This window comes from Pedobacter sp. SAFR-022, assembly GCF_051965375.1.
Taxonomy (GTDB): domain Bacteria; phylum Bacteroidota; class Bacteroidia; order Sphingobacteriales; family Sphingobacteriaceae; genus Pedobacter.
In genome coordinates this window covers 32,486-58,923 of record NZ_JBQCME010000001.1, presented here as the reverse complement: position 1 = coordinate 58,923, position 26,438 = coordinate 32,486, and the positions used below count along the sequence as shown (strand labels likewise).

At 38.5% G+C, this 26,438-nt stretch carries 28 protein-coding genes; 19 read left to right on the top strand and 9 right to left on the bottom strand.

What is annotated here, in order from left to right; translation table 11 throughout:
- Positions 1 to 2: 2 nt before the first annotated feature.
- Positions 3 to 1,754, bottom strand: a complete 1,752-nt coding sequence (locus ACTHQF_RS00300) for a GNAT family N-acyltransferase (protein WP_440427684.1) — start codon at positions 1,752 to 1,754, stop codon at positions 3 to 5.
- A 71-nt stretch (positions 1,755 to 1,825) separates the two neighbouring features.
- On the opposite strand from ACTHQF_RS00300, the gene ACTHQF_RS00295 reads away from it, so the two are divergent.
- The 4 genes from ACTHQF_RS00295 (at position 1,826) to rpsU (ending at position 5,182) form a co-directional block, all read left to right on the top strand.
- Complete coding sequence (locus ACTHQF_RS00295; RefSeq protein WP_440427682.1) at positions 1,826 to 2,719, top strand: ComEA family DNA-binding protein; 894 nt, start codon at positions 1,826 to 1,828, stop codon at positions 2,717 to 2,719.
- A 2-nt stretch (positions 2,720 to 2,721) separates the two neighbouring features.
- Positions 2,722 to 3,252, top strand: coding sequence for an adenine phosphoribosyltransferase (locus tag ACTHQF_RS00290; protein ID WP_440427681.1), 531 nt, complete (start codon positions 2,722 to 2,724; stop codon positions 3,250 to 3,252).
- 188 nt (positions 3,253 to 3,440) lie between these two features.
- Positions 3,441 to 4,613, top strand: a complete 1,173-nt coding sequence (locus tag ACTHQF_RS00285; protein ID WP_440427679.1) for an acyl-CoA dehydrogenase family protein — start codon at positions 3,441 to 3,443, stop codon at positions 4,611 to 4,613.
- A gap of 374 nt (positions 4,614 to 4,987) precedes the next feature.
- Positions 4,988 to 5,182: a 30S ribosomal protein S21 gene (gene rpsU / locus ACTHQF_RS00280; protein WP_440427677.1), complete on the top strand. Its 195-nt coding sequence runs from the start codon at positions 4,988 to 4,990 to the stop codon at positions 5,180 to 5,182.
- Positions 5,183 to 5,906: 724 nt separating this feature from the next.
- Here rpsU and ACTHQF_RS00275 read toward each other — a convergent pair.
- Positions 5,907 to 7,595, bottom strand: a complete 1,689-nt coding sequence (locus ACTHQF_RS00275; RefSeq protein ID WP_440427675.1) for a hypothetical protein — start codon at positions 7,593 to 7,595, stop codon at positions 5,907 to 5,909.
- A 17-nt stretch (positions 7,596 to 7,612) separates the two neighbouring features.
- Here ACTHQF_RS00275 and ACTHQF_RS00270 point away from each other — a divergent pair, with 17 nt between their 5' ends.
- Positions 7,613 to 8,845, top strand: coding sequence for a hypothetical protein (locus tag ACTHQF_RS00270; RefSeq protein ID WP_440427673.1), 1,233 nt, complete (start codon positions 7,613 to 7,615; stop codon positions 8,843 to 8,845).
- Between the two features lie 7 nt (positions 8,846 to 8,852).
- Here the strand turns inward: ACTHQF_RS00270 and ACTHQF_RS00265 are convergent, their stop codons facing one another.
- Genes ACTHQF_RS00265 through ACTHQF_RS00255 form a run of 3 tightly spaced genes read right to left on the bottom strand, consistent with a single transcriptional unit; the run spans position 8,853 to position 11,927 of the window.
- Positions 8,853 to 10,259: an asparagine synthase-related protein gene (locus ACTHQF_RS00265; protein WP_440427671.1), complete on the bottom strand. Its 1,407-nt coding sequence runs from the start codon at positions 10,257 to 10,259 to the stop codon at positions 8,853 to 8,855.
- A 14-nt stretch (positions 10,260 to 10,273) separates the two neighbouring features.
- Positions 10,274 to 11,023 carry a hypothetical protein gene (locus ACTHQF_RS00260; RefSeq protein WP_440427669.1) on the bottom strand — a complete coding sequence of 250 codons (750 nt, stop codon included), beginning with the start codon at positions 11,021 to 11,023 and terminating at the stop codon, positions 10,274 to 10,276.
- Entirely contained in the window at positions 11,004 to 11,927 is a 924-nt protein-coding gene (locus tag ACTHQF_RS00255) for a hypothetical protein (protein WP_440427668.1), read from the bottom strand. Before ACTHQF_RS00255 ends, ACTHQF_RS00260 begins: the two co-directional genes overlap by 20 nt.
- On the opposite strand from ACTHQF_RS00255, the gene ACTHQF_RS00250 reads away from it, so the two are divergent.
- From ACTHQF_RS00250 to ACTHQF_RS00225, 6 genes are all read left to right on the top strand, one after another.
- Positions 11,928 to 12,569 carry a class I SAM-dependent methyltransferase gene (locus ACTHQF_RS00250; RefSeq protein WP_440427666.1) on the top strand — a complete coding sequence of 214 codons (642 nt, stop codon included), beginning with the start codon at positions 11,928 to 11,930 and terminating at the stop codon, positions 12,567 to 12,569.
- A gap of 12 nt (positions 12,570 to 12,581) precedes the next feature.
- A complete protein-coding gene (locus tag ACTHQF_RS00245) occupies positions 12,582 to 13,403 on the top strand; it encodes a transketolase (RefSeq protein ID WP_440427664.1) in 822 nt (273 codons plus the stop codon).
- Between the two features lies 1 nt (position 13,404).
- On the top strand, positions 13,405 to 14,307 hold the full coding sequence (locus ACTHQF_RS00240) for a transketolase family protein (protein ID WP_440427662.1): 903 nt from the start codon (positions 13,405 to 13,407) through the stop codon (positions 14,305 to 14,307).
- Between the two features lie 10 nt (positions 14,308 to 14,317).
- Complete coding sequence (locus ACTHQF_RS00235) at positions 14,318 to 15,130, top strand: galactosyltransferase-related protein (protein ID WP_440427660.1); 813 nt, start codon at positions 14,318 to 14,320, stop codon at positions 15,128 to 15,130.
- 610 nt (positions 15,131 to 15,740) lie between these two features.
- Complete coding sequence (locus ACTHQF_RS00230; protein ID WP_440427658.1) at positions 15,741 to 16,172, top strand: hypothetical protein; 432 nt, start codon at positions 15,741 to 15,743, stop codon at positions 16,170 to 16,172.
- A gap of 104 nt (positions 16,173 to 16,276) precedes the next feature.
- On the top strand, positions 16,277 to 17,008 hold the full coding sequence (locus tag ACTHQF_RS00225) for a hypothetical protein (protein ID WP_440427656.1): 732 nt from the start codon (positions 16,277 to 16,279) through the stop codon (positions 17,006 to 17,008).
- A 251-nt stretch (positions 17,009 to 17,259) separates the two neighbouring features.
- Here the strand turns inward: ACTHQF_RS00225 and ACTHQF_RS00220 are convergent, their stop codons facing one another.
- From ACTHQF_RS00220 to ACTHQF_RS00210, 3 genes are all read right to left on the bottom strand, one after another.
- Complete coding sequence (locus ACTHQF_RS00220) at positions 17,260 to 18,069, bottom strand: hypothetical protein (RefSeq protein ID WP_440427654.1); 810 nt, start codon at positions 18,067 to 18,069, stop codon at positions 17,260 to 17,262.
- A gap of 36 nt (positions 18,070 to 18,105) precedes the next feature.
- Complete coding sequence (locus ACTHQF_RS00215; RefSeq protein WP_440427652.1) at positions 18,106 to 19,047, bottom strand: hypothetical protein; 942 nt, start codon at positions 19,045 to 19,047, stop codon at positions 18,106 to 18,108.
- 122 nt (positions 19,048 to 19,169) lie between these two features.
- Positions 19,170 to 20,942 (bottom strand): ATP-dependent nuclease, encoded by a 1,773-nt coding sequence (locus ACTHQF_RS00210; protein WP_440427650.1) that lies wholly within the window; start codon positions 20,940 to 20,942, stop codon positions 19,170 to 19,172.
- 450 nt (positions 20,943 to 21,392) lie between these two features.
- Here ACTHQF_RS00210 and ACTHQF_RS00205 point away from each other — a divergent pair, with 450 nt between their 5' ends.
- The 8 genes from ACTHQF_RS00205 (at position 21,393) to ACTHQF_RS00170 (ending at position 25,126) form a co-directional block, all read left to right on the top strand.
- Entirely contained in the window at positions 21,393 to 21,866 is a 474-nt protein-coding gene (locus ACTHQF_RS00205; protein ID WP_440427648.1) for a LexA family protein, read from the top strand.
- Positions 21,829 to 22,128 (top strand): Y-family DNA polymerase, encoded by a 300-nt coding sequence (locus ACTHQF_RS00200; RefSeq protein ID WP_440427646.1) that lies wholly within the window; start codon positions 21,829 to 21,831, stop codon positions 22,126 to 22,128. Before ACTHQF_RS00205 ends, ACTHQF_RS00200 begins: the two co-directional genes overlap by 38 nt.
- Before the next feature lie 54 nt (positions 22,129 to 22,182).
- The gene (locus ACTHQF_RS00195; protein WP_440427645.1) at positions 22,183 to 22,659 is read left to right on the top strand and encodes a hypothetical protein; all 477 of its coding nucleotides are present in this window, start codon (positions 22,183 to 22,185) and stop codon (positions 22,657 to 22,659) included.
- A complete protein-coding gene (locus ACTHQF_RS00190; RefSeq protein ID WP_440427643.1) occupies positions 22,583 to 22,837 on the top strand; it encodes a transposase in 255 nt (84 codons plus the stop codon). The genes ACTHQF_RS00195 and ACTHQF_RS00190 overlap by 77 nt, the downstream gene beginning before the upstream one ends.
- Positions 22,838 to 23,235: 398 nt before the next feature.
- Positions 23,236 to 23,565 (top strand): hypothetical protein, encoded by a 330-nt coding sequence (locus ACTHQF_RS00185; protein WP_440427641.1) that lies wholly within the window; start codon positions 23,236 to 23,238, stop codon positions 23,563 to 23,565.
- 19 nt (positions 23,566 to 23,584) lie between these two features.
- Positions 23,585 to 23,878 carry a hypothetical protein gene (locus ACTHQF_RS00180; protein ID WP_440427639.1) on the top strand — a complete coding sequence of 98 codons (294 nt, stop codon included), beginning with the start codon at positions 23,585 to 23,587 and terminating at the stop codon, positions 23,876 to 23,878.
- A gap of 33 nt (positions 23,879 to 23,911) precedes the next feature.
- Positions 23,912 to 24,766: an SAM-dependent methyltransferase gene (locus ACTHQF_RS00175; RefSeq protein WP_440427637.1), complete on the top strand. Its 855-nt coding sequence runs from the start codon at positions 23,912 to 23,914 to the stop codon at positions 24,764 to 24,766.
- 36 nt (positions 24,767 to 24,802) lie between these two features.
- Entirely contained in the window at positions 24,803 to 25,126 is a 324-nt protein-coding gene (locus ACTHQF_RS00170; RefSeq protein WP_440427635.1) for a hypothetical protein, read from the top strand.
- A gap of 334 nt (positions 25,127 to 25,460) precedes the next feature.
- Here the strand turns inward: ACTHQF_RS00170 and ACTHQF_RS00165 are convergent, their stop codons facing one another.
- Positions 25,461 to 26,033 carry an IS3 family transposase gene (locus ACTHQF_RS00165; protein ID WP_440427634.1) on the bottom strand — a complete coding sequence of 191 codons (573 nt, stop codon included), beginning with the start codon at positions 26,031 to 26,033 and terminating at the stop codon, positions 25,461 to 25,463.
- Between the last annotated feature and the right edge of the window lie 405 nt (positions 26,034 to 26,438).

Here is a 26,438-nt window from a genome sequence, read left to right as displayed (position 1 = left end):
ATCTACATGTTCTTCCCAATCTTTTCCAGCATCTCGGCTGGAATGTTCTGCATATCCACCACCAGAAAACCGTCCAGGCAATCTGCAAACTTCGGATCGATGTTAAAGCAAATGATCTTTGCATTCAGATTCAAGTACTGCCTTAACATGACTGGAATCTTAATATGTGATTTTTCAATCTGCGAAATCAGGCTGTCCAGATCCCTTAAACTATCGCTGCTATCCACAAGAAGTTGCGCATCAATCGGACTTAGGTCTGCTTTAAACTTGTTCTTGGGCTTCACATAAGTTGCAAGATCATAGTCAAAGTGGTTCTTGGTGATAAAATCAACCATCAGCGATTTAGAAAACTGTGAGAAGTTATTACTAATGCTCACTGGTCCAAACATATAGCGGTACTGCGGATTGTCTAACAGGTATTTCAAAATACCTTTCCATAATAGGTATAGTGGTAAAGGCTTCTGCTGGTATTCTTTTCTAATCCAGGAACGGCCAAGTTCAATGCCCTTCCTTAAATATGGATAGAAAGGTTCTTTGATCTTAAACAACTCAGATAGGTAAAAGCCCCTGCGACCGAAAGTATCCAGAATCTGATCGCCCTTACCAATGCGGTAGGCACCAACAATCATTTGAGCTTCTTTATCCCATATAAACAGGTGGTGATAATAGATGTCGTAATTGTCCAGGTCGATCTTCTTATTGGTACCTTCACCAACTTCCCGGAAGGTAATTTCCCGAAGACGGCCGATCTCCCTAAGGATGTTGGGAATATGGGTAGTCGGTGCTATATACACCTCATAATTCTTTTCTGTCCAAACCTTGAAGTCTTCCAGCTGCCCGATTTCCTGGCTGATCGCCACTTTAGAAGTCTCCTCAATGATCGGCTTTGGTGTTTTCAGAATTTTAAAAAGCCCGATTGGATTAAACAACTTGCGTTCTTCTTCCAGTGCCGTTCCTAAAGCATAGGTCCTTGCCCTAAGGAAATCCAGTAACTTGTTGCTGTTATTTTTATAAGAGATCTCATTGATGTCGATTGGCTTACCAATGCGCACTTTGATTTTTAAACCTTTTTTATTCAGGAACTCTGAAGGCAGCTTCGCCGTACGAAGCGTGGGATGAATAAAGCTCAGGATATTAAACAGCACCCCATTGTTGCCATGAAAATATATCGGCACCACTGGAAGTTTAGCCCGGGCGATCAGTTTGCCAACCACAGGATGCCAAAGACGGTCGGTGATCTCCTGTTTTTCCAATGAAAAGGTGGAAACCTCACCAGCAGGGAAGATACCGATAGGCGTACCTGTTTTAAGCAGGTCCAGTGTGGCCTTAATACCGCTGATGCTGGACGAATGCTGAACGTTTTCAAAGGGGTTTACGGCGACAAAAAACTCACTCAGGTTGGGTATTTTCTTCAGGATAAAGTTAACCATCACCTTAGCTTCTGGCCGTACGGTGCATAAAAGCTTTACCAGCGCCAGGCCTTCAACACCACCGTAAGGATGATTCGCTATCGCGATGAAAGCGCCGGTCTTTGGAATGTTCTTCAAGTCCTGCTCATCGAACTCGATGCTCACGCCGATAGTCTCGAGGATCTTGTCTACGAACTCCAGTCCTTCGAAATGCTGGTTCTTAGAAAATACCTCATTGATGTCATTGAGTTTCATGACCTCCATCAGCAATTTAGCTAAACCTGGCACGCCGAGTTTATCAATTTTCGTGGCTTTCGCGAATTCCTGTGTGGTAATGATCTTCATGAATATGGTATTAAAAGCTTTTTTCAAAAATATGATTAATAATGTTAAAACCCGGGCTATACTGTACAGCTATGCGTAAATGGATCAATACCTACTTTAATTTTACAAAGGCGGAGTTCAATGGAATTCTGACCCTTTTTGTCCTGATCATATTGTTCTTGGCCTTGCCCAGGTTATATCGCTGGCTGCAACCAGACACCTTGGAACCGGCTGCTCTTGCTGAAATCAAAAGCCTGAAGCTTGGCCAGCATTTCAATGTGGAGGCAAAAAAGACGCCCTTCACAAGAGGCGATCGTCCCGGCAGAATACTGAACTTCCATGCTTTTGACCCGAACACCCTGGACCAGGCAGGTTGGGAGGGCTTTGGCCTTTCGCCTAAGCAGGCTACCGCAATTATCAATTACAGGCGCAAGGGTGGCAGGTTCCGCAAAGCAGAAGATCTCAAAAAGATGTACACCATCCGGCCGGAGTTGTACGAGCTGCTCAAGGCTCATGTACAGATCAGGGATACCAACCGGCAGCCCGTTCAGCAAACCTATGCCAAAGCTACATTCACGAAGAAAACAGCCACAATATATGAGCTAAATGGCCTTGACACCACTGGGATGCAAGCCATCAATGGCATCGGACCGGCATTCGCCAGAAGGATCTTTAAGTACCGGGAACGGCTAGGCGGATTTGCACAGCCAGAACAACTGCTGGAAGTATTTGGTATCGACAGCGCCCACTACGAACAGATCAGGCCACAGATCCGCATCGATGAAGGCCTGTTAAGAAAGATCAACATCAATACGGCCGACTTCGAAACGCTGAGACAACACCCATACCTGCGGTATAAACAGGTGAACGCAATTATAGAATATAGGAAACAACACGGAAATTACAGTAGTTTTGCAGACTTAAAAAAGGTAGCCATCCTGCCTGCAGAAACTGTAGACAAGCTGGTGCCGTATTTTTCATTTTAGCTATGATTGAGTCAAAAATTAAAGACACCGTTAGAGATGTGGCTGATTTTCCAAAGCCAGGTATCATTTTCAAAGACATCACGCCAATTCTTAAAGATGCTGCTTTGTGCAGGGAAATCACCCAAGCATTAGTGGAGCGTTTGTCTGGTGTGCAGATCGATGTTGTGGCAGGTATTGAAAGTCGCGGTTTTCTTTTCGGTATGCTGCTTGCACAGGCCTTGAATGTTCCCTTCGTGCCGATCCGCAAAGCGGGTAAACTTCCCTTCAAAACCATTCAGCAGGCTTGCAACCTGGAATACGGCAGTGCTGTACTGGAATTGCACGAGGATGCACTAAGGGCAGGACAGCAGGTGCTTGTTCATGACGACTTACTGGCCACTGGCGGTACGGTTGTAGCAGCTGCAAAACTGATCGAACAACTTGGTGCAGAAGTCTCTGCTTTCTCCTTTATCATTGGATTAGACTTCCTTAAGGGTGAGGAAAGACTGGCTGAATTTAGCCCGGTGACCTTTTCTTTGGCTTCTTACACCTAAAATTCAATGCAACTCAGGCCTTTTTGAAAAAAAATCTCCTTGGCTTTGTATTGCTGTGTTTAGCAGGGGATGGATTAACCAATCGGGATATTGAACTAAATACCATTTCATTCTGTTCTTGGGCAAATATTTTGTTGTAATTGCTGTTGTTATAATTCTTTATCATTGTGAAAATACAACACAACAACATGCTTGAAACATTAAGTGAACCAATGGGATACAGCTTTTCTGTATCAGAGAACCAGATGATGGTTAGGAGTATGGTTAAGGATTTCGCGGAGAAACACATTCGTGAACATGTGATGGAATGGGACGAGGCACAGATCTTCCCGGTGGAGGTATTTAAAAAACTCGGTGAACTGGGTTTGATGGGGGTGCTCGTACCCGAAACCTATGGCGGTTCAGGATTTGGCTACCAGGAGTATGTAGACGTCATCGTCGGTATTTCAAAGGTATGCGGCTCTATCGGCCTTTCGCTTGCAGCACACAACTCCCTTTGTACAGGACATATATTAGCCTTCGGAAACGAGGAGCAGAAAGCGAAATGGCTGCCGAAGCTGGCTACAGCAGAATGGATCGGTGCCTGGGGCCTTACAGAAGCTAACACAGGATCAGATGCCTTAAGGATGATGACCACTGCCAGGCTGGAAGGCGACGAGTACGTGATCAATGGCGCCAAGAACTGGATCACCCATGGTAACTCTGGCGATGTCGCCGTTGTTATGGTGCGTACCGGTGAATCGGGTAGCTCTAAGGGTATCTCCGCCATCGTCGTGGAGCGTGGAACACCAGGATTTTCTGCTGGTAAAAAAGAGAATAAGTTGGGTATGCGTGCTTCCGAGACTACAGAGATGATCTTCGACAACTGCAGGGTACCGAAGGAAAACCTGCTGGGCGTTGAGGGTGAAGGTTTCAAACAAGCCATGAAAGTACTCGATGGCGGCAGGATCTCGATCGCTGCGCTATCTCTGGGTATCGCCAAAGGTGCTTATGAAGCTGCGGTAGCTTATGCCAAGGAGCGCCATCAGTTCGGACAACCTATTGCAAACTTCCAGGGTATCAGCTTTAAGCTGGCGGATATGGCTACAGAGATCGAAGCTGCAGAGCTTTTGATCAGACAGGCTGCTGATCTGAAAAACCGTGGACTGAAGATGACAAAGGAATCTGCAATGGCCAAATACTTTGCGTCAGAAGTTGCCGTGAAGGCCAGTACTGAAGCCGTACAGATCTTTGGCGGCTACGGGTATACCAAAGACTTTCCGGTAGAGAAGTTTTACCGTGATAGTAAACTCTGCACAATAGGCGAGGGGACCTCAGAGATCCAGAAGATCGTCATCGCCCGTGAAGTGCTGAATGCATAAAGAAGAATAACATCCATCCAACATATTCTAACCAAATATATTGTTGATCCGGCCCTTTCCATTTGAGGTGCCGGATTTTTTTGTGCCTATCCTGCTGTAGGACCATAATAGTCTTAGCTTGCCCGAATTGGTAGCAATGATCAAGGGTTATATAGGGGTAAATAGGGCCTCTAGCCGGGGTTGATCCGGCCAGGGGGCGAGTCAACCCCGGCTGGAGGCCGGGTCAAGGGCGGCTTGAGGGCGGCTCGACTCCCATTTCAGCACCAACCTTTCTGGTTCAATTATTTCAGCCGGTATAATTATTGTGCTGATATTAAAATAATTTATGCTACCTTTGCAGTCCTAAAAACAACGAGAGGAGGTATTTCAACGTTATGATCATCATTAATATTAAAGACGGCGAATCATTAGATAAAGCGCTAAAACGTTTCAAAAAGAAGTTTGAGAAAACTGGAGTTTTGAGAGAACTGCGTAGTCGTCAGGCATACGAGAAAAAATCCGTAGCTCGTCGCATGCAAGTTAAACATGCTATCTACAAACAAAATATGCAATTAGAAGGAACGATCTAGTTCTTTTCAATACATAAATTAAAAGCGCCTGTGAAGCAATTCACAGGCGCTTTTTTGTGTTAGGGTGGACTGTACTGCAGGTAGATGTCTCTTTATATGGAAAGAAGAGTACCTGATGTAACTTAGCATGCACCGAACTTACTTTCGTGGATATTGATACTTAAACGTTACGCGGAGCGATAAAAAATACATTGATTAATGAGACGGCACAATAAGACTGACTTGTGTTTAGATAAGGGTTGAAATCAGCGACGTAGTAAATATTGGCTTGCTTACTAAAAGTGATCGATTAGTGAGACGGGGGTAATGCATGACCACATTTGGATTTATCATTTACTCATTATCAAAAACTAGAAAATGCCGTTTGATTAATGGAATGAGTTCTTGATAATTGGGGAAAGTGTCGCTTGGTCGGAGAGGGGAGCGTACAGGTTTTATACTAACTCTTTTTACCTGATCAAAAATTGAGGGATTAATAATAATTAAGATGATTAATCACGAAAATTGACATTAAAACACTTAGTTAATAAAATCAGTTTTTATCTTCTTATTTTCAAGCAAGAAGATGAAATTTCAGATATATACCGCTGACATCATAGTAGATAAAGAGGACAAAAACAGTTATGATAATTTTGATAGATTATGTTCCAGATGAAGATGGACAGACCATTTATACAGGCGATGATGTATATGCACATCAATTAAGTGGTGACAATTACAAGATCTATGGCGCACAATCAATCAACATAAACGTGTTCTTATACTTGGGGTGATCGATAGAAACTCCTGAACCGTCAATTGTAGATTTAAACACTTTTACATAATTTTCAGAACATTGAAGGTAAGACAAATAGTAAAGATTGCTGTTTTCTAGATAATTGAAAAATACTGATGAAAAAACTGTAGTAGGGTGATTTGTAATAATATTTACCAAAAAGTCTTCGTGAATTTTTGTTATGTACTCTGAAAGCTGCTTAGATAGGCTCACTTTATAAAAAGTATTATCTTCATATTCGTAGTTTGAAGCAGGCAATTTTAGTAGTCTTAACATGCATTGACTACTTTTTCTTTTGGATAAAACAAAATGTTTAAAATTAATGATCTTACCATCTATAAAGAAATCAGATCGTGCAAGGTGTTTAACTACAATAGAATAAGGCTTAAAAAAAATGCAATATTTCTCTTTTACTATTCTATGGGCATTAAATATTATGATTTCTCTCTTTAACCTATCATTACAAGAAGAAAATAATTCTAATTCAATTCCTTCGAACAGTTTTTCTTCTTCAATTACAAATACCTTGTTTATATTCTTAAATGTTTCTTCAAGGACAGTAAAAGACTCCTCATGCGATACAATGTATATTCGTTGAATGAAACTCATATTTTTTAAGTACGATAACGTAGTAGGTTCTACACCTGCATTATATCGCCCTGCGTATAAAAGTCCCGCCACGGCCTCATTTTCTTCATCTCTCGGAATGCTTTCATCCAAAGCACCATTTTCTAACTTCAGGTGAAAATCCATAGCTTTCATAAATTGGAACTCTGTTATAAGCTTTTTATTGATCTTGCAAAGGGATAGGCCATACTTATTTTTGAAATATAAATTTAATCTTAGACAAGATATTGGACCGTAAACATTATCTTGAAAGTAGCCACTCGTTTGAAAGCCTCGTTTATATACTGGATGAAAACCAGTATAATTAGCCTCTATGATGTAGAATTGATTGTCAAAATTTACACCCACATCCCAGCCAATTAAACATCCATGCGTGATGCTCGCGGGTAATTTGGCTAGAGTGTGTTTTACGAACTCCTCAGGAGCAACGAAATTATCGGTTGCATTTAACCCATATCTTTCGAAGGACAGGCCTTGAATTACATCTTGACCGAAGGAATGAACCCGAAATTCTTTTTTTAAGTTTAATTTTTGTTGCAAAACCCAGACTTCATCAAAGTTTCTACTCTCTTTAGGATTATAATTCTGCAAGATTGATTGAAGCTCAGACGTCCTGTCAAAAGAATTGTCATCCCCCGAGCTATGGCCTAATGTCGATTTTAAGAAATAACCTTTTTTAAGTAACTTGTCGATAATCAGGCCCTTTTCTTCTTGTAAAACAATATCTGACAGGCTAATCGTTTCAGGGACAGAAAGTGGCAAATACGATGAAAATATCAAATATTGAACATACTTGTTTTCAAGCCGCCACTTAAATGGAAAATCTTCATTTACTTGGAGTGCTCGGTAAAGGGTACGTACATACAGTGATCCGATGCTACCTCTTAAGTTTGTAAGTAGGACATCTGGCTTTACCGTGACAGATTTGTTGGAAGATATTATTGGATACAGAGGTTCATTTGCTATTTCGATGAGCAGATTTTTTAAAAATTCACCATTAGCGATTGCCATTTCAACTTTTATTTATCATGAAACAAACAGTATTTGCACGAAAACCCATCCACAAAATTATACTTTGGTCAGCGTATGATTTAAAAAGGATTAAGGTTTGTACCACAACAAATTTAGGAGAAATCAATGAAGACTATGACTTTCTTTTATTCTGGAAATTTGATGATCCGATTGAAACATCAATAACCTTTTTAGAGTCGATTGTCTTTAAGCTAACCCAATTTCACAGCAAGCAGACGAACGCCTTAATTCTTTTAACAAGTACCAAGGATCAACCATTGTATGAAATAAGCTATGACGAGCTTATTTATAGCTTTAGTTGTTCGTTTCATGCATGTAAGGACTTCTTAAAAAGCCAGATCGATGAAAACAAATGCTTGTATTCTTTGCTAACATCGTTATTTAACGGAGAAACACCATTCACAAAAATTTTCGTTAAAGAAATTCCGCTCAAATTCGAAGAAGCTGAGCAGGTGAATGAAATTGACATAATTATACCTCACAAAGGGGACTTTACATTCTTAACAACTTTGCTAAAGTTCATGAATGAAAGTAGCAAATTGCACACTTATATTGGACTTGACGAAGATGACTCTATAAATGTTAGAAACATAGTTGACAATTATCCTAGCTCTTTTGTTTATGAGTTCTCACCCAATCCAGTCGGCCCTTATATAATACGAAATTCTCTAATCAAAGAAGGGAAAAGTGAACTTAAATGCTTCCAAGACTCAGATGATTTACCTTGTTACGACAGATTTGGTGCGCTTTCAAATTTTATGTCAGCCAATAACTGTGATTTATGCGGCTCAAATGAGGTAAGAGTAGATTATTTTACCGAAACTGTCCAAGCTATAAGATACCCTCGTAATGTGAAAATGGCATTAGAAAATGGACCAGGACATGCACTTCTACATCCAACATCAATAATATCGAAAAAAGCCTATCAATCGTGCGGTAAGTTTTCTGAAGATAAAATTTTTGCAAATGATACACAGTATCTGCTTCGCAGTTTCTTTATCTTAGATTGTATTATGAACATTAATGAGTTTCTTTATGTCAGAAGAAGACGCCCAAATTCTCTAACAACAGCATATACAACAAGACTTAACTCGCCTGTAAGAAGGAAATTTTTGAAGATGTGGAACAATGATTTTCAGCTGATAAAGGATAACCAACTTCTTTTAGAAAATACATCTCTTCAATTTATGGGTCCATTCGTACAAGCGAAAATAAGAAAAGTAGATTAACTACTCCCTAAGCACCAAATAGGATCCCGTGCCTGGAGGACCAAAGTGCTGTTTGATACAAAATCCAAAGCTGAAAGGGTTTTCTCCATGGATTTCCATTAAACCCACGGAAATACTTTCTTAAATAAACACGGTCAATCCCAAGATGTACCATTAACGTCGACTCTAGTATCTCATTAAAAACTTTTTCTAGTACATCTGCTTTTCTAATCCAAACAGCAAATGGCGCAGTAAACGTGAGGCGCGTGCTCCTTTGGTGTATATAGGTGGGAATTTCATCTTCAAAAGCTAATCTTAAAACTAACTTATCAATGTATTTGGTAGCGGGCGGATATTTTAAAAAACTACTTTTGTTGACTACATATTTGTAGTTAAACGGGATGTTCGCCACTTCCTTTATAACCTGTTCTGTTAGGAAAGGATAGAAAACTTCAATGTCTGCGATTTTTGCCACAACGTTATAGTCTGGTAGAAGTATTTGGCCAACCCTAAATTCCAGTTCCTGTTGAATGAACAATGATTCAATTGAACATCTTGGGTTGTTTTTTAACAAGTTTGCATAAAAAGCTTCCAAATCATTGTATTTATCGCAGGTTATTTTCTGAGCGGGAAAAATGTTCTTTAAAGTAGACTTCGGAAAAGGGTTTGTGTTACCTGTGAACAGAAGTGACTGCTCGAGGCTTTCTTCTTGCATGTATTTTCTCCAACTATCAGGCGGAGAGTTTTCAATGTACTTGTTGAAGTCAATAAGGCAGTGCCCTAATTTATGATAACCTACAAGGACTTCATCACTTCCCATCCCAGAGATAACAAAGTCGCAACCATCTCTTTTTGCTTGTTTTAGTAAAGCTAGCTGGTTAATGGCACTCCAGCATATTAGTGGTCTGTTATGATGCTGTAATATTTCCAAGTTCATCTGTTCGAATTCCTTTTCATCAATCTTCACAACAACATGTTCGCAATGTAAGTCAGCGGCTAACCTTTTGGCAATCTTGGCTTCTTTGGTACCTACTCTCCCCTTATATTCTAAGGTGTAGCATATGACATTTCTACTTTTTAAAGAGACGATGTATGTTACAATAGACGAATCTAAACCTCCGGATAGAAGTATTCCTATCTTTTTTTCGTTTGCGACTTTGTTTAAGATAACACTTTTAAGAGTGTCGTTTAACCTCTTTGCAGCTGCGAAAATATTTTCATCACAAAAAGGTAGATGTTCACAGGCCGACCAACTTCTAATAGCGTCACTTTTACTAGGCTTAGCAACATGACCAAACGGAATATGGCGCTCGCCTTTAATGATAGTATGGCCGTATGATGGAGCTCCCCTAATGAGGAACAAGAAAAAATCATTAACAGAGAGAATTCTGGATGCTTCTTTTAATTCAACATTATAGGGTTCCTGACATGCCATCTTAATTATTTGGTTTACACATCTAAATTTAGCATTTTAATTAGCTTTGATTTACCTCTTAGAATAACGATTTTTCTGTCAGAATGCGACTCAACTTCTAAGATCTCACCAGAGTTAAAAATAACATTCGTTTTGAAGTCAGACATGAAGGTACCGTGGACTTTAATCCAATACGCGACTGCCATTGATACGGCGCCAGAGCCACATGAGTTTGTTTCACCAACACCGCGCTCAAAAGTTCTTCCATAAAGGAGTCCATTGTGGTGGTGATAATAAGAGTAGCTTATGAAGTATAATTTAATCAATCCACTAATGTCCTCATAATTTATTTTTTCAAGGTTTACCTCTTCAATTGTCAAGTGAAGCGTACCCACATCCACGACTAATCCAAACAGTCCTTCACTATAGTAGGAAATGTACTTGTATGGGATATGCAATTCATTTGATAACTTATTGCTTCTTATAATAAAAGGCCCTTTTTTAGTTGTTATCTGCCTTAGAACGTTCTTTTTTGACTCGGTCTGTAATAATAGGGCAATTGAACGAATTGCATTAAAGCAGACCTCTTCCTCAGTCTTATCTCTATTCCAAAATCTCGCTACTAATTCCTCTTTATCCACCATACACATTAGATCAAAAGTTAATTGATATTGTTCAGCTAATTTGAAGGTAGTAGATTGATAAGAGTCGAAAGACTTTCCAAGGTTGGAACTATACAACATTAAAATAATATTTCCGCAGGCATTAATTAGATATACTTCCATGATTATACAAGGTGGATCTTACAATGTTAATTATCAGTTCTTCATAGGTCTTTCCGTCACTAATGCCTGAAAGTGGAAATAAACTAATATTTGGATCAAGATTGGGCAACGAATTTATATCTAAGACATAAGGAATAGCGTTTTTGACTCTAAAGTCAATTCGTGCATAGTCCTTTAAGTTGAAGTCAAGGAATAGCATTACTGCGAGTTGCTTTAAATTGAATTCATCATGGAAATCGTAAACATAATCCCAAGTGTGCATTGGCCAATTCATAATAGCACATTCAGCTAATGAATCATATTGAATTTTAATCGGAGTAAATGCAAAGGTGCCTCCATCAACCTGGTATACAGCCGTGGTAAACTCGTCATCTGGAAGATACTCAACAATCAACACATCTGAATTTTTTTCTAAATGACTGTTTATGTCAATAATAGAATTCACAACCCGGACGTTGACATGCCTTGAGCCAAACCTAGGCTTTAGAACAACGGGTGTTCCTTCAACATAATTGTCTAAAATTATAATTTTAGGTGCATTATAGCCCTTTTCTGTAAGTAAGTCGCCAGTTCGCAATTTATCTTGCACTATGAATTGTGCAGCTGAGGTTGCACCAGCAATGCAGTCAAATTGTGTCTCTAGTAGTTTAACTACATCCGGTTGAGATAGTCGTATGGTTCCACCTTTGTTGGTGTAGCCATAAACTAAATTGAAAATAACATTTGGATTATATTCTTTTATTGATATTTTTATATTATCAGGATTGAACTCATAACAGGTTGCTTGAAAACCATTTGTATTAAGAATCGTTGCGATCTCCCCTGCGATTTCAGGGGAAATATTCTCACCATATAGTGTGTTTTCCTTTCGACCAAAAAGAACCATCACCTTTACAACGTTCATATGAAAAATCATTCAGAGGACTTTTACAACAATTTCTACAAAGATGGCGGGTGGAATTATGACTATAAATTTGAGGAAAGTTTTATTAAAAGGCAACTAATTGATAAGATTAATATCCAAAATGGCGCATCTGTTCTTGACTTAGGATGTGGCGTTGGGTTCCATTCCAATATTCTTCATCAAATGGGCTTTAAAGTAATTGGAATGGACAGTTCAGAACATGCAATAACAATTGCTAGGGAAAATTATCCAAATATCGACTTTCATTGCTTTGATGCTGCAAACTTACGATCCATATTGGAACCTGAGTCGTTAGATCTAATATTCTGCAGAGGCATGAGTTGGTACCATTATGAACTTCTATCAATTAACAGATTTTCGATAGATGTCCCCTTAAGTACTAAAAATCTATTTGGCTTATTAAAAGCAACTCAGTATTTCTTTCTCCAAATATCTACAGATTTTAGTGGTACCGAGCAAGACAGTGGCGTACTAAATAATAAGGTAGAAGATTATCAAAGTTTATTTTCTCGATTTGGGAACATCGTGTCCATTACGGACTGGCGCAACAATCAAGTTGATTCACCTAGTCTCTACAAGGATCTTAAATATGGAATATCACTAATCGTACAGAAAAGTTAACAAATCCGCTCTATGATAGATAGCAACTTAAAATTTCAAGAGGATCTTTTTAATAAAAAGGCTAGTAACTTGAGGAAACAAATCATAGATGTTTTATACAAGATCGGCGGAGGTCATTTCGGAGGTTGCTTAAGTTGTGTTGAAATCCTCTTGTATATCTTTCAATATGAAATGAGGTTTCTTAAGGAAGTTGAAAAAGATCGTTTTATACTTTCTAAGGGACATGCGGCTGTTACTTTATATGCAATCTTAGCTGACTTGGGATATTTCGATAAGAATCAACTCTACTCAATAGGCCAGTTGGAATCCATTTTGGAAGGCCATCCTAACATGCTCCTTAGCCCAGGAATTGATTTCTCAACTGGCTCTTTAGGTCAAGGCATTTCAGTTGCATGTGGAATGGCTTTAGGTTCAAGAAAATATGAATCGAATATATGGGTTGTAATTGGTGATGGGGAATGCCAAGAAGGACAAATATGGGAAGCGGCAATGTTTGCTTCAAGATACGAAATTGACAATCTTTATGTTTTTCTCGATGAGAATGGTTATCAGGAATGCGGATACAGAATTACAAATATCTTTCCAAAAAATCCTCTGGTCAATTCTCTAACAAAATGGCAGGCATTTGGGTGGGAAGCTATAGAGATAGACGGCCATGACTTTCATTCTATAAGAGATGGAGTTAATAAATTGAAAGCTACAACAAAAAAGCCTAAAATACTGATTTCAAAAACTATCAAAGGAAAAGGCATAGATATTATTGAAAATGATCCATTAAGATTTCATTGTGGCCAACTAAGCTCTTCTGAATACTTAAACATCAATAATCGCTAATATGAGACTTGCTGAATTCTGTTCAAGCTACCTAATCCAGCTAGCTCTAATCGATGATGATATATGGCTTTTAGATGGAGATCTTGCAGACTCTTATGGGGCCGAAAATTTTGCAAAGTCCAAGCCAGAAAACTTCATCATGTGTGGAATTTGCGAGCAAAATATGATATCTGTTGCTGCAGGAATGGCATCCATGGGATTAAAGCCGTGGGTGTTTTCATTTTCTGCATTCCTGTGTTTTAGAGGCTTAGATCAAATACGAACTTGTATTTCACAAACCAATATGATGGTAGTTTTAGTTGGGTCCCACTCAGGTGGCTTTACAGGAAAGAACGGGCAATCACATTCAGCATTAAATGACATTTGCATCATCCGTAGCCTCCCGAACATCTCAATCTGGTCTCCATACTCTTCTGCTGACGTCATCTTTTCGATGGAACAAATTACAAGTCAGGATAAAGCGGCGTATTTGCGACTTCCGAGGGAGGAGCTTTTAAATATGGATATCAAAAAAGCTTCCGACTTATGCTATTGGGCAACAAACCACAAAGAAATTTCGCTGATTGCGACGGGCTTAGCCGTAGATATAGCGCTTAAAATTAAAAAGATACTTGCAGAAAAAGGCGTGTCATTAGGAATAATTAACTGTATTAAGGTACACCCGCTTCCCTTTGGCATGTTAAAAGATCTTCTGAAAGAAGTCAAGTATATATTTACTATTGAAGATCATTATAGAGACGGTGGCTTTGGATCAATAGTAGAAATGAGCGGAATTAAGGTGGACAAACGTTTTGGCTGGGAACCATCATATACTGGTAAAGCTGGAAATTATGATGACATGCTAACGCTTCCAAGTGTTAATCCGGAAATAATTGCCCTCGAAATACTTCAAATTCTCAATTAATCATAAACATATGTTGTCAATAATAGTTTCTTGGAAAAATAGGCTAGAGCTGAGTCAGTCCATCTCCTCGATTTCAAATTGTGCAGAAAAATTGGGCGGTGAAGTTATAGTGGTAAACTATGACGGGGATACCAAGTTGTTAAATAGCCAATTAGAGAATCAATATAACATCAATGTTGTTCAGGTCCAGGAACAACCCTTTTTCAATAAAGCAGCTGCCCAAAATATTGGAGCGTATTATGCAAAAAACAATTACCTGTTTTTCTGTGATTGCGACATTATTCTTAATACCGAAGATGTGGTAAAGCTTTTTGCCACTGTTTCATGTGATTCTGGAACTTTTGGGACGCTCAAAGGCGTGAAAGAAACAATAGTAAACTCAATTGACAATAATCATATTGTGAGTTTTGGATACCAATTAAATATTAAGACCAGAGATGGGAGAACTCTTAAAATAATCGATTCAGAAGAGGATGCAACCGACGGCACCCGTAACGCTCCTGGCCTTCTGATCACGTCTATTAATAGTTTTAGAGCTATTAACGGGTATAATTCATCGTTACATGGTTGGGGTTGGGAAGATCAGGACATGATAAGCCGCTTAACTCTAGGGGCCGGCCTGAAAAGGGAAATCAGTGGCACAGCATTGCACATTTCACATAATGATAAATACCGGACACAGTATTATCCTATAGCAGACCGCTGGGAAAGTAGAGACAAAATGTTTAGAACTTGCTTAAGTAATTATGATAAAAATATTTTTAGTGGAAGCTTTCTTCATGATGTTACACGGTTAGCTCACAACATAATTGGAACGTTTTAAGGTTATCATAACCGGTACTGGCTTATTGGCTCAGAGCATATTGACAGAACTGACTGCTATAGATTCATGCCAAATAGATATCTATATAATAAGTAGAATACGGGAGAATTGCGTCTGGCATTCCACTATTGGAAATGCCAGATCAAGGCTTCTGGGTTCACGTACTAGATATTTTCCATTTCAAATTGATTGGCAACACAAAGAACAGATTATCAACGTAATAAGGAGAATATCTCCTCAGCTCATTATTCATACAGCTTCTTTGCAATCAATGTGGCAGTTGCAAAAAGAATCGCTATGGTCCAAATTCATAAAAACTAACGGCTATGGTCCAACAGTATTGTTTCAATGGTATTTAGCAAACATACTTGCGACCTGTATTGACGACTCTGGAATACAAACTAGACTTATAAATTGTTGCTATCCCGATGTTGTAAACTATATATTAAAAAGGCAAGGCTTAAAGGTATTCTCTGGCATAGGGAATATTAGTATCTTAGAATCAATACTTAAATTAAATCACGAGACAAGCTTTAGAATGCTTGCTCAGCACTATAATGTTAATAACATATTGACGAATCGTGTGTCGGGTCACAATCCCAGAGTGTGGATGAATGATGTAGAACTTAAATCAACAAATGAGTTGTTTGACAACTTCGGTTGTAATGGTGACAGCTCGGTAAACCGAATAACAGCATGCACCACAATTCCAATAATTAATGCGCTTATTGATAATTCCGATCTAAATTGCCATTTACCAGGTCCTAATGGTCAAATAGGCGGCTATCCAGTTAAAATATCAGGCGGAAAGATTTACAATAACTTTGAAGACTTGATATCGTTAGAAGAGGCTTCGGCTTGGAACCTTAAGATGTTATCAATGGAGGGTCTTACCATCAATGGTGATTACATTACCTACTCTAAAATTGCCGCGGAATTCCTTTCAAAATATAGTGAGAGTGTTTCTAAAGGTTTTGATATTAACGCTATAGGTCATGCATTCGAAAATATGAAACAATTAAGAGAGTTCCTGAGCAGATGAGGTTGGTCTTCAAGGCACTTAATTTGGAATTTCGAATTACACATCGTCTGCCTTAGGTTACTTAAATTATATTAACATTGCCGTTATTACCAAAAGGTTGAACATTGGAAACACCACAAAAGAAAAATAAAGCCTCAAAATCATTTACTACAGCTGCTGTCGAATTTGAGAATATCGAAAGGATTCTACTATATTTCAAAGTAAGTAACAATCTTATAAATGAAGACTTACTAAAATCCATTACGAAACTCAGAACTTTCAATGACAACTTAGAAATCCCCTATGACCTTGATCCCAAGCTGGAAAAAGAATTCTTGGAAGTAAATTACTACGAAAAGACGTTGTCGACAATGATGTACGTTAAAACAATTGACAACTTTGAAAATTATTTCAAAGAAATTTTATCGGAAATTGTTGTTAGCGACCCTCGGGTGCTCAAATCTAAAGAAACCGAACAACTAGACTTCATTTTATCATTCACAGATTATTCAAGTTTAATTAATGCAATTGCTGAAAAGAAAATTGAAACCCTATTTTATCAAGGCATTGATGGTATTAAAAAATATTTTAAAGACCGAATTGGAGTAGAAGTGTTTAAAGAAAAATCTGAAACAATAAATCTTCTTGTTAAACAGAGAAATCTAGCAGTTCACAATAGGGGCAAAATTTCAAAAGAATTTATCCGACAATTTCCGAATGAAGATTTTGTAGAAAGTATGTATCTTAATTTCACATTCGACTATGTAGATAAAATAGTTCCAGCTTTGTATAAAATAATTAATGAACTTGACTATGAATTCTCCAAGAAATTTAATTTAACTCAAGTGGAATATTAAAAATAGACTTAACTATCGCATTGTATTAGTGAGGCTGAGAACAAGGCTTAGTGTTTTATTGTCATTTTAGCCTTGTATACTTCGAGCTTAAAAATTGTGACTTTCCTCATAATACCAAGCCATAACCCTTTAGACCTATTTAGATATCAAAAACGGTGGATTTTACAGCAAGTCAATACAAAACAAAGCCGGGTTAAAGTGAATTTAGCAAGGTTTATTGTTAGTATGTCCAAAAGCAGAAATACTCTTGATTATTCATTCAATCCGAAATAGAACATTTTGTTTCCATCTTTATTATATTGAACCAAAGAGCATGGTCCTATAGCTTGAATATCCTTTAAATCAAAATTTTGACAATATTGCTTGACTAATTCGGCTACATCATCATCAGCCCATATAATAGAGATTAGAAAAAACCGAGACTTGATATCATCGTCTAAATGTTTGGTTTTTTCCAAATACTTTTGATTGATTCTATGATTCATAAATCTATCAAATGCTTCACAATCTTCTACTTGTTTGGAATCAACATGAATGTTAAATACTTCTACATAAGACTTAGCTTTGGTTTGATTATGTATTAAGGTGAAATCAGCACGTTTATTATTTGTTAGGCTATCTTCTATCCCATCTAATTCGTAATCGCCCGTTTTCAATAACTTATTTATGGACATGATCTCAGATAGTCCGTTTAAGTATGTCGGATTTGGTTTAGCTTGTTCCTTTTTATCAAATTCCAAAAATAATCTGTGAAACAACCCTATAGCTGTATTTTTTAAATGAGGTGGAACAAAATCATATAAAGTTTTTATCTCTGAATCAATAAATCTTAAAAAGGAAATACACAAAACATCCCCTTGTTCAGCTCTTCCTAATAAAGCAGGCAAAGAGTTTTCTATAATTATCCCCCCCTCACTAAGAACCTTTTCATTTGCATTATTAAGTTTTACTTCAAATTTAGATGATACCTCATTCCAGATGTATTCTTTATTGTTTATAATATCATATAAAAAGGGACAAAACTTTTGGGTGAAGTTCTTTAAGTTGGCTTTAATGATCATTCGGCTATCGAAAATGGGTTCGCTATTATTTTATATTCAATTTTTTAGTAAATGTTCATTTATAAAGTCCTCTGGCGTTCCTTTGATGTCAATCCATTTAAAGTCACTTTTCATTTCTCCTAAATCGGTCGCATAAGCCAAATTATCCATAAACGTTTGTTCTCCCTTTTTGTAAATTTTGAACATAGCGGCTACTTCAAGTTCTAAGAAGTTTTCAACTGCATAGATACCGAGAGCAACATTAAAGCCCTGATAGTCTGTTCTCACACTTGGATATGCTACACCAGCAACATTGTGGAAGTTCATAGCAAGTTCAGTATAAGCTGCCGAGATTTTGTAATCATCGCCTGATTTGATTTCTTTTTTTGCAAACTCATCAGAGAAAAACTCTAATAGAAATTCAATGTCATCAATTCGGTCTGGCATTTCAGCCTTTAGTTTGTTTAGATAATACTCGTAAGATTGTTTTATCTGTGGGATAGTTTGAATATTATGTTTATTGAAAACAGACTCGATTACTTCAAAATCCTCTCTGATTCTCCACTTACCTACCGTCATAACAAATTCTGCATCACGTTTTCTATCTGCGCTACGGAACATTTCACTCGTTTCAAGTAAATTTATTATTCTTGGATGCTCAATATTTTCAGTCTTAACAGCACCATAAAAAAGAGATTGTCCAGGGGAATTAGCCCTTCCATAGCTCTTTATGTTTTGAAAGTCAGTTCTGTAACTAATTTCCTTTTCAGAATAAAAAAGTTGATTTGGCTCATTTATCCTTGCCCTCTCTATGTGGTGCCCTGCTTTAAGCTTAGCTATTACAAATGGAATCACCTTAAGGTCATTCAATAGGCTGTAAAGCACTTTTTGATAAGAAACTTTTGAAAGATCAGCACTGCGAAGCGCTGAAGTCACTTTATCTAACGTTTTTCTGTCTGGCAAGTTGGCAATGTTGTATAGCGGTTTTGTTTGATTCATAAAAAGTTAATGTTGCACAAAGGTAAAATGGCATTAGATACATTATCAGAAAAGTATGGTATAACGATATGTAAAGGGACCTATTTGTTCTTTTTGAGCCACGAGATGGCTGCTTTGACTTTTTATTCACTAGTCACAGCTTCCAAATCTTTCTTCAGCTGCTCAAGATTAGACCATTCGACACAATTGTTAGGTACTTCTTTATCATGATCCAATAGAGCATCAAGTAGCGATTTTATTACATCAAACTTTTCCATATTTTCTTTAAGTGTAACTATGGCATTATAAGGCTTCTCTTTGGATACCTCCATATCAAAATACGCCTGCTCAAAATTCGGCAATGATGCGAGTAGTCTTACATTTGTTCCATCAGGCCTTGCGGCTACCGCTTCTAAAATATTTGGATTGTTTCCCCAAGTCGGATTTGCCATATTCCCCTTTTTAGTTAAAGGCATATCACTATCATGAAGCACCGAATATCCCTTGCCAAAATGATTCAATATTTTAACCAGTGACACTATGGTTGCCTTTCCTCGAGCCCTTATGATATGAACATCCTGATACTCCTCAGGAAAAATCGATCTTATGTAGTTAAAAGCTGTATACTCAGTATCCCCTTCCACTATGATTACCTTTCCACCAAAGAGAAACTCTGCAACATAAGGGTCACATATATTAAGTAGTTTTAGATTAATCTTATCATCATCATCGAGCTTAGCCTTTTCTGGTCTAAATATAGTTGTACCTCCAACGTCTCCTTTGTGATTTCTTTCTACCCTGACGATCGTTGTATTATCCCGGGAGAAATCAATAAAGATGGGCGAATGTGTAGTCACCATTACTTGCCAGTTTCCAAGGGATGGTAAATCATATAAAACTTTACAGGCTTCTCTTATTGCATTTGGATGAAGGCATATTTCGGGTTCATCTATAAGCAGTATGTGAGGGCGGGTGGGTTGGTCATCTGCCTTCACAGGTCTCTCGGTTTCAGAAATATATTTTAGGGCAGTCCATAGCAGTGTTCTTCTTGCCCCACTGCCCTGACGATCAATGGTGCTCATAAAACCATCGATTGGCCCCATCAAAAGTTCCGATGTCCATTTAAAAAGCACCGACTCTGCGTTATTGTCTGGTTGCGCACTAAAATTAATCTGATAATTTGGAAAAACTTTGCCTATCAGTGAAGTCAGTTCGGTATTGGCCTCGTCAAGCTGCCCCTTTGTTTCGTGAACAATCTGAAGCTGTACATTTTTCACCGATTCAATCATTGAATGGTATTCATTTTTTTCCTCAGCGGTCTTTAGCTGATTTACCCGATCCTGTATTGCGGAAAGCAATAGCTTTTTGATATTATCCGCTTGATCCTCTGGCTTACTAAAGGCATCTACCTTATGCGGCTCCGGTCTTCTTAAGTTTGCTATACTAGCAAATCCAAACGGTGCCTTGCTACTATGCCATTCACCTGCTGAGACATCCCATCCTCGCCTTTCCGGTTTTCCAATATTTCGCCAAGTCCATCTCTCTCTAACAAGAAACTCGTTCTCAGCCGTCGCTTCTAGCCACATTTCCCCGACCCTTGATTCAAATACAATCGTATGTAGCTCAATTTCTGGAAGATTTTCTGGATCGACTACATTGTTTGGAAAGTCATCTGTTTTTAGATCTGCGGCTTTTGACCCTTCCGACATCACTAGTTCATATGCCCTTAGGAGCGAACTCTTCCCAGCATTATTTGACCCAACAAGAACAACAATATCACTTAGATCGATACTAACCGGTTCTTTCCCTATACACCTGAAGTTTTTCACAATCAGTTTCACAAGCCTTGGATTTGGCATCTTAGATACAATTTCAAGTTCCTCATTTGCTCCTAGAGCTTTGGTCGATTTTGCCATAATTAAATTTTATTGCGTGATCCGGCAGACGAAGCAAAGCTGCTTAATAAAAGAACTACTTGTGAAGTATAGTCTATTTGAGAGCGGAAGCGAGTGCATTTTTAGATTGCCAGTTGGGTAATTATACCAGTATGCTATGAAGTAATGATACGACTTAAAATTATTTAAAAAGAATCCTGCATCAACTGATTAATGCTAAACCTTCAGAAAGCTGTACCAACCCCTTATTAGTTGGACAAAAGTTTCGCATCAATTGTGTAATACTCCGCTCGAACTTAACTGTAAGGTCTCACACATTCCCTTATCAAAAAAACGGTCGTTTTTTATTTTACCGGCGACGTTAACACTAAAGCATTAGCTTGAGGTAGACCTATTTTTTTCAACAATGTACAGAATAGCCTTGGGATACTAAAAATATTAGCAATATTTGTAGACTCAAATGGTTAGCTGATGAAAGAAATAACGATTTACGAGCGAGGAAAAGGGAGAGGTGCTTTAATGCCTCTTTTTGCAGAAAAAATACATGCCGGATTTGAAAGCCCAGCGGCTGACTATGAGGAAGCAAGGATTGATCTGAATGATTATGTTACAAAATACCCGGAAGCAACCTTTTTTGCAAAAGTAACTGGTGAATGTATGGTAGGTTCAGGAATCTTTCCTGATGATCTGCTTGTTGTTGATAAATCATTAACACCGTCATCAGGCGATATTGTAGTTGGTATTATTGATAATGAATTTATCCTCCGTTCCTATTTCAAAAAAGGGCAGAAAGAATACTTGATGCCCGATAACCCATATTTTAAGCCCATCGAAAGAAATGAAATTACTCATTTTGAAATTTGGGGGGTGGTGCCACATAGTATTTTAGATCAAAGGAGGAGGAACGGTGCTCGCATTAATAGATTCGAACAACTTTTACGTTAGTGCTGAACGGGTTTTTCAGCCCGAGCTGCGAGGAAAAGCAGGTTGTGTGCTCTCCAATAATGATGGTTGCGCAATTTCCAGGTCCAATGAGGCTAAAGAAGAGCTAGGCATAAAGATGGGAACACCCTACTTTGCCATGCGTGAGCAGCAGCAAAGTGGTGCGCTCTGGTGGCGGTCCTCCAACTATACCCTTTACCAGGATATGATGAGAAGGATAACTTCCATTGTCCGCAAGACCTTTCCTGATCAGGAGAGTGCATAAGCCATCTGTACCACAGAATGCTGACCCCGCAAAGCTCATTTCATCAACCAGATCATGTACTTTAAAAAGGAACTTAGCCGCACTGGGGTGACCCGTTTACTGCTTTCCCCGGCAAAGCTTTTGGAAGTGGACTTCGCAAGCGATGTGCTACATTATGCAGATCCCTCAACAGGAGAACTTATACCCTGCCCGGTATATGTTGCCGTACTTCCTTTTAGCGGTTATGGTTATATGGAGGCGCTTCCTGATGCCAAACTAGCTCAAGTGGTGAAGGCTTTGAATCATACCATCAATTACTTCTGGGGAGTTCCCCTGACCGTAAAGTCAGATAACATGAGACAGTGGGTCTCTAAAAGCTGTAATTATGAAGTGCGGATTGCTTATGATCAGGACACCGTTGAGGTCTATTACGAAGGTCAAAGAATCGCTGTCCATACCAGAAATTATACCAGCCATGGTTATACCACTATCAAAGATCATATGCCTGAAAGGCACCAGGCAATCTGTAGCAACTCCAAAGTGTGGCCTTAGAAATTTCGCCAAAAACCTATTGAAGGACTACGAGGCGGTAAATAACGCTTTAAAAACTGGAACAAGTAACGGCCAAGTTGAAGGGCAGGTTAAGCGCATTAAAAACATCAAGAGAAGAATGTACGGCAGAGCTGGCTTTCAGTTACTAAGAAAAATGATCCTAATAAAATCAGATTGAATCACCAAAAGTGACGGAGAACCACTTTAGTCAGAATATCTACCATGGATAGTAGCATTCATCCAGGTTTCAAAATAGCTATAACTAGCTATTTCCTGTACTCTGATCCTTTCTTATATTTAATAAAATTAGTGAGCAATATGCTTTAAACGAATTGGCTCATCCCTAGCTTTTATCACCTCATTTCCAGTATTCTGTCAAAGCAAATCAGTCTCGAGCTTAGAACTAGCGGCATAATAACTCCTTGCAAAGCTTATACATTCATGGAAGAGAGAATCCTAATCAGCTAATTCAATTTTAAAAGTAGTTGAGCGTACTATTTTAGACAACTTACTTTTATTCTCATGTAATCTAAAAGAATGCCAATTAACATATATTAAAATCAAAATTTTAAGATCATGGCAGAAAATTTCACAAAGTTTCTTCTGGTGCTTGCAGAGAACCCTCAAGCATTGGCAAAGTACCAAGCAGAACCGGAAAAGTCCGCAAAAGAAGCTGGGTTATCAGCGGCCGAAAGAGCCATTTTGCAAAGTAACGATGCAGCACTCGTCCGTGATGCAGTCATTAATGATACGTCTTTGGGTGCATCAGCAGATTCTGCGGATGGAATAACCGTAGTTGTATTGACTTGGACTAGGGGAAGCTTGGACAAAGTTTTAACAACACGTCGAGACTTCTCGGCCCTTTCAAACCGCCTAACAGGCGGAGGTTCATTAGGTAGAGGATAAACTTTAAACAACAACCATTATGGCACAGGAATTAACAAATTTGATTCTTCGGCTTGCTGAAGATCCAAGAACACTTGAGGAGTTTTCTAATAATCCAGAACAGTATCTAAGGCAATCTGGCTTATCGTCTGAACAACAAGCAATAATCTCAAGTAAAGATGCAATCAAATTACGTGAAGCAATAGCAAGTGATATAAGTGTAGGTGATCAGGCAGCATTTGAATGGGTGGTCGTCATCGTGAATGTAGAAAGTAAAACAATCGCGCTAGAGGCTACACGAGGATTCACATTTTCACAGTACATGAAGAGGTGATCGAAATTATTAACCACTATTTAAATTACTAATATGGAAGCAAATAAAAAAGGCTCATTAATCATTGTTGGTACTGGTATCAGTGTTGTTGGTCAAATAACTTTGGAAAGTAAGGCGCATATGGAACAAGCTGATCGTTTAATCTACCTTGTCGCGGACCCGGCAACTATACACTGGGTAAGAAACTTAAACCCGAACAATGAATCTTTACAGCACTACTATCACGCTGAGAAAAAACGCATTATTACCTACTTAGAGATGGTAAAAAGAATTCTCACGTGTGTTCGTGCAGGTGAAAAGGTTTGTGCCGCGTTCTATGGCCATCCAGGGGTATTCGTCTTTCCTAGTCATGAAGCGATCAAGCAAGCCCGATCCGAAGGCTTTGACGCTAGAATGTTGCCCGGAATATCGGCAGAAGACTGTTTGTATGCTGATCTAGGTGTAGATCCCGGCGCCGATGGATGCCAAAGCTTTGAAGCATCTGATTTTCTATTGTTCAACAGAAGGTTTGATCCATATGTATCGTTGGTGTTGTGGCAGATAAGTGTAATTGGGGAATTGGGCTATAACACTGAGCGGAAATACAATAAGAATGGACTTGAAGTGTTAATCGATGTCCTACTTAAGGAATACTCACCTGACCAACTTGTGGTGGTTTATGAAGCGGCTCAATACCCGATCTGTCAGCCTAAAATAATCGAAACTACGCTAAATCAATTGTCAACAGCAAATATTTCTGGCATATCAACCCTTTATATTCCACCAAAGGGTTTAGCGGAGATCAATGAAGACATGCTGTATAAATTGGGTTTGACACTTAATGATCTAATACTTCCGGACGTATCTCTTGTTACCGAGACCGAGTCCAGCGTCGAGGCACAAAGTTAAGCGTCTTTCAGTAACGAAATAATTGTATGGACAGTTATGAAAAATTTTGCAGACTTTCTCATTGAACTAGCGACAGACCCCCTGTTATCTGAGTCCTTTCAAAATGAACCGAATAAAGCCGCAAAAAAAGTTGGCTTAACAAAAGAGCAAAAAGAACTGTTGCTTAGTAAAGATGCGTATCGCATAGCACAGTTAATCATGCAGGAAAGTGGCCTTTCCCCCAATGATCCCGATGGGGGTTCCCCAACTCAACAGGTTGTTATTTATCCAGTATACGTTGCAACAACTAATATTCATGCGGTTAGCAAACTCGAACTTATACAAAGGTTCAAAAATTTAACTAGAAGAACAAGTATGTAGAGTCTGAAGTATTTAGTCGGAATGTCTACTAAGATGCTAGCACCTAATTTATCGATTTATAATGAGTAAATAGTTCTCCTTAGTGATCGACGTTTTCGATTTCTTCTGGTCCTTTTTATCTGCACGATGATTCGATGCATCGATAATCTACCTCTTCACATATACATAGTTGAGTTTGTATATGTGGAGACCTAGATTGATTTGATTTACCTTAGATAGTACCGACAAGGGGGGGGGCAAAAAACCTAACTTGTTTAACGATGTTGACAACATCTTTATAGTGGAATTGCAACAATAAAACGAACATTTTGTTAAGCTGCAATATTCCGTTTGTTTAAGTTTCTTTCAAGCTCTCTGGGGACATTAAGCCTATGGTAGAGTGCATTCTTTTTCGGTTGTACCAGGCTTCTATGTATTCAAACACCACGATTGCTACCTGGGCTTGATTTTCGAACTTGTTCTTGTATATACATTCGGCCTTTAATGTTTTAAAGAAGCTCTCCGCCACCGCATTGTCCCAGCAATTTCCTTTTCTGCTAATGCTTCTTATAATCAAGGGATTGCTTTCAAGTAATGTTTTGAATTCATTGCAGGCGTACTGAACACCCTGGTCAGAATGGAAGAGCAGTTTCTGTGTAATTGGCCTATTTCTTTGTGCCATTCTAAATGCCGGGACAACCGAATTATTGGTTTTCATTGTTGCGCTCAGCGCCCAACCGATTACTTTCCTGTCACCAATATCTATAACAGTTGTCAGGCACAACCATCCCTGCTTTGTTTTAATATATGGTATATCCGATAGCCAGGCGGCCCCTAAAGTACCTGGCTTGAAATTCCGGTCTAATTTATTTTCATGTACCGTAGATTTATGATTCGAATCAGAAGTTATCTTGAATTTCTTTTTCACATACTTCTTAGATGGATCTTTTTCATAATTCTGGTAACCCGAGGTCTGTACACTTTATCTTCTTATTTCAGCGTTTTAGTAATTCTGGGGCTTCCAGATCTGCATTTACTTTCCCTAAAAGCTTCCCAAAGTTCCTGCTCAGGTATCTGATTTTCACCATTCCGGCTTGATTGTGGAGGCTTCAACCAGGTGTAGAAACCACCACCTCTGCTTACTTTAAAACGAAATACATCTTTACAAAAAAGTCTTGTATTCTATGGGCAAGGTAAAACTGAAGTTTGATCCATGTCATTTTTCACTTTCCACTCATAATCACCCGCCATAATTTTTGATAATTTCAGCACAAATGTACAAACCTATGCCCCGCTAGGCCTATAATGGAACCGATGATTACAAGCGGATGAA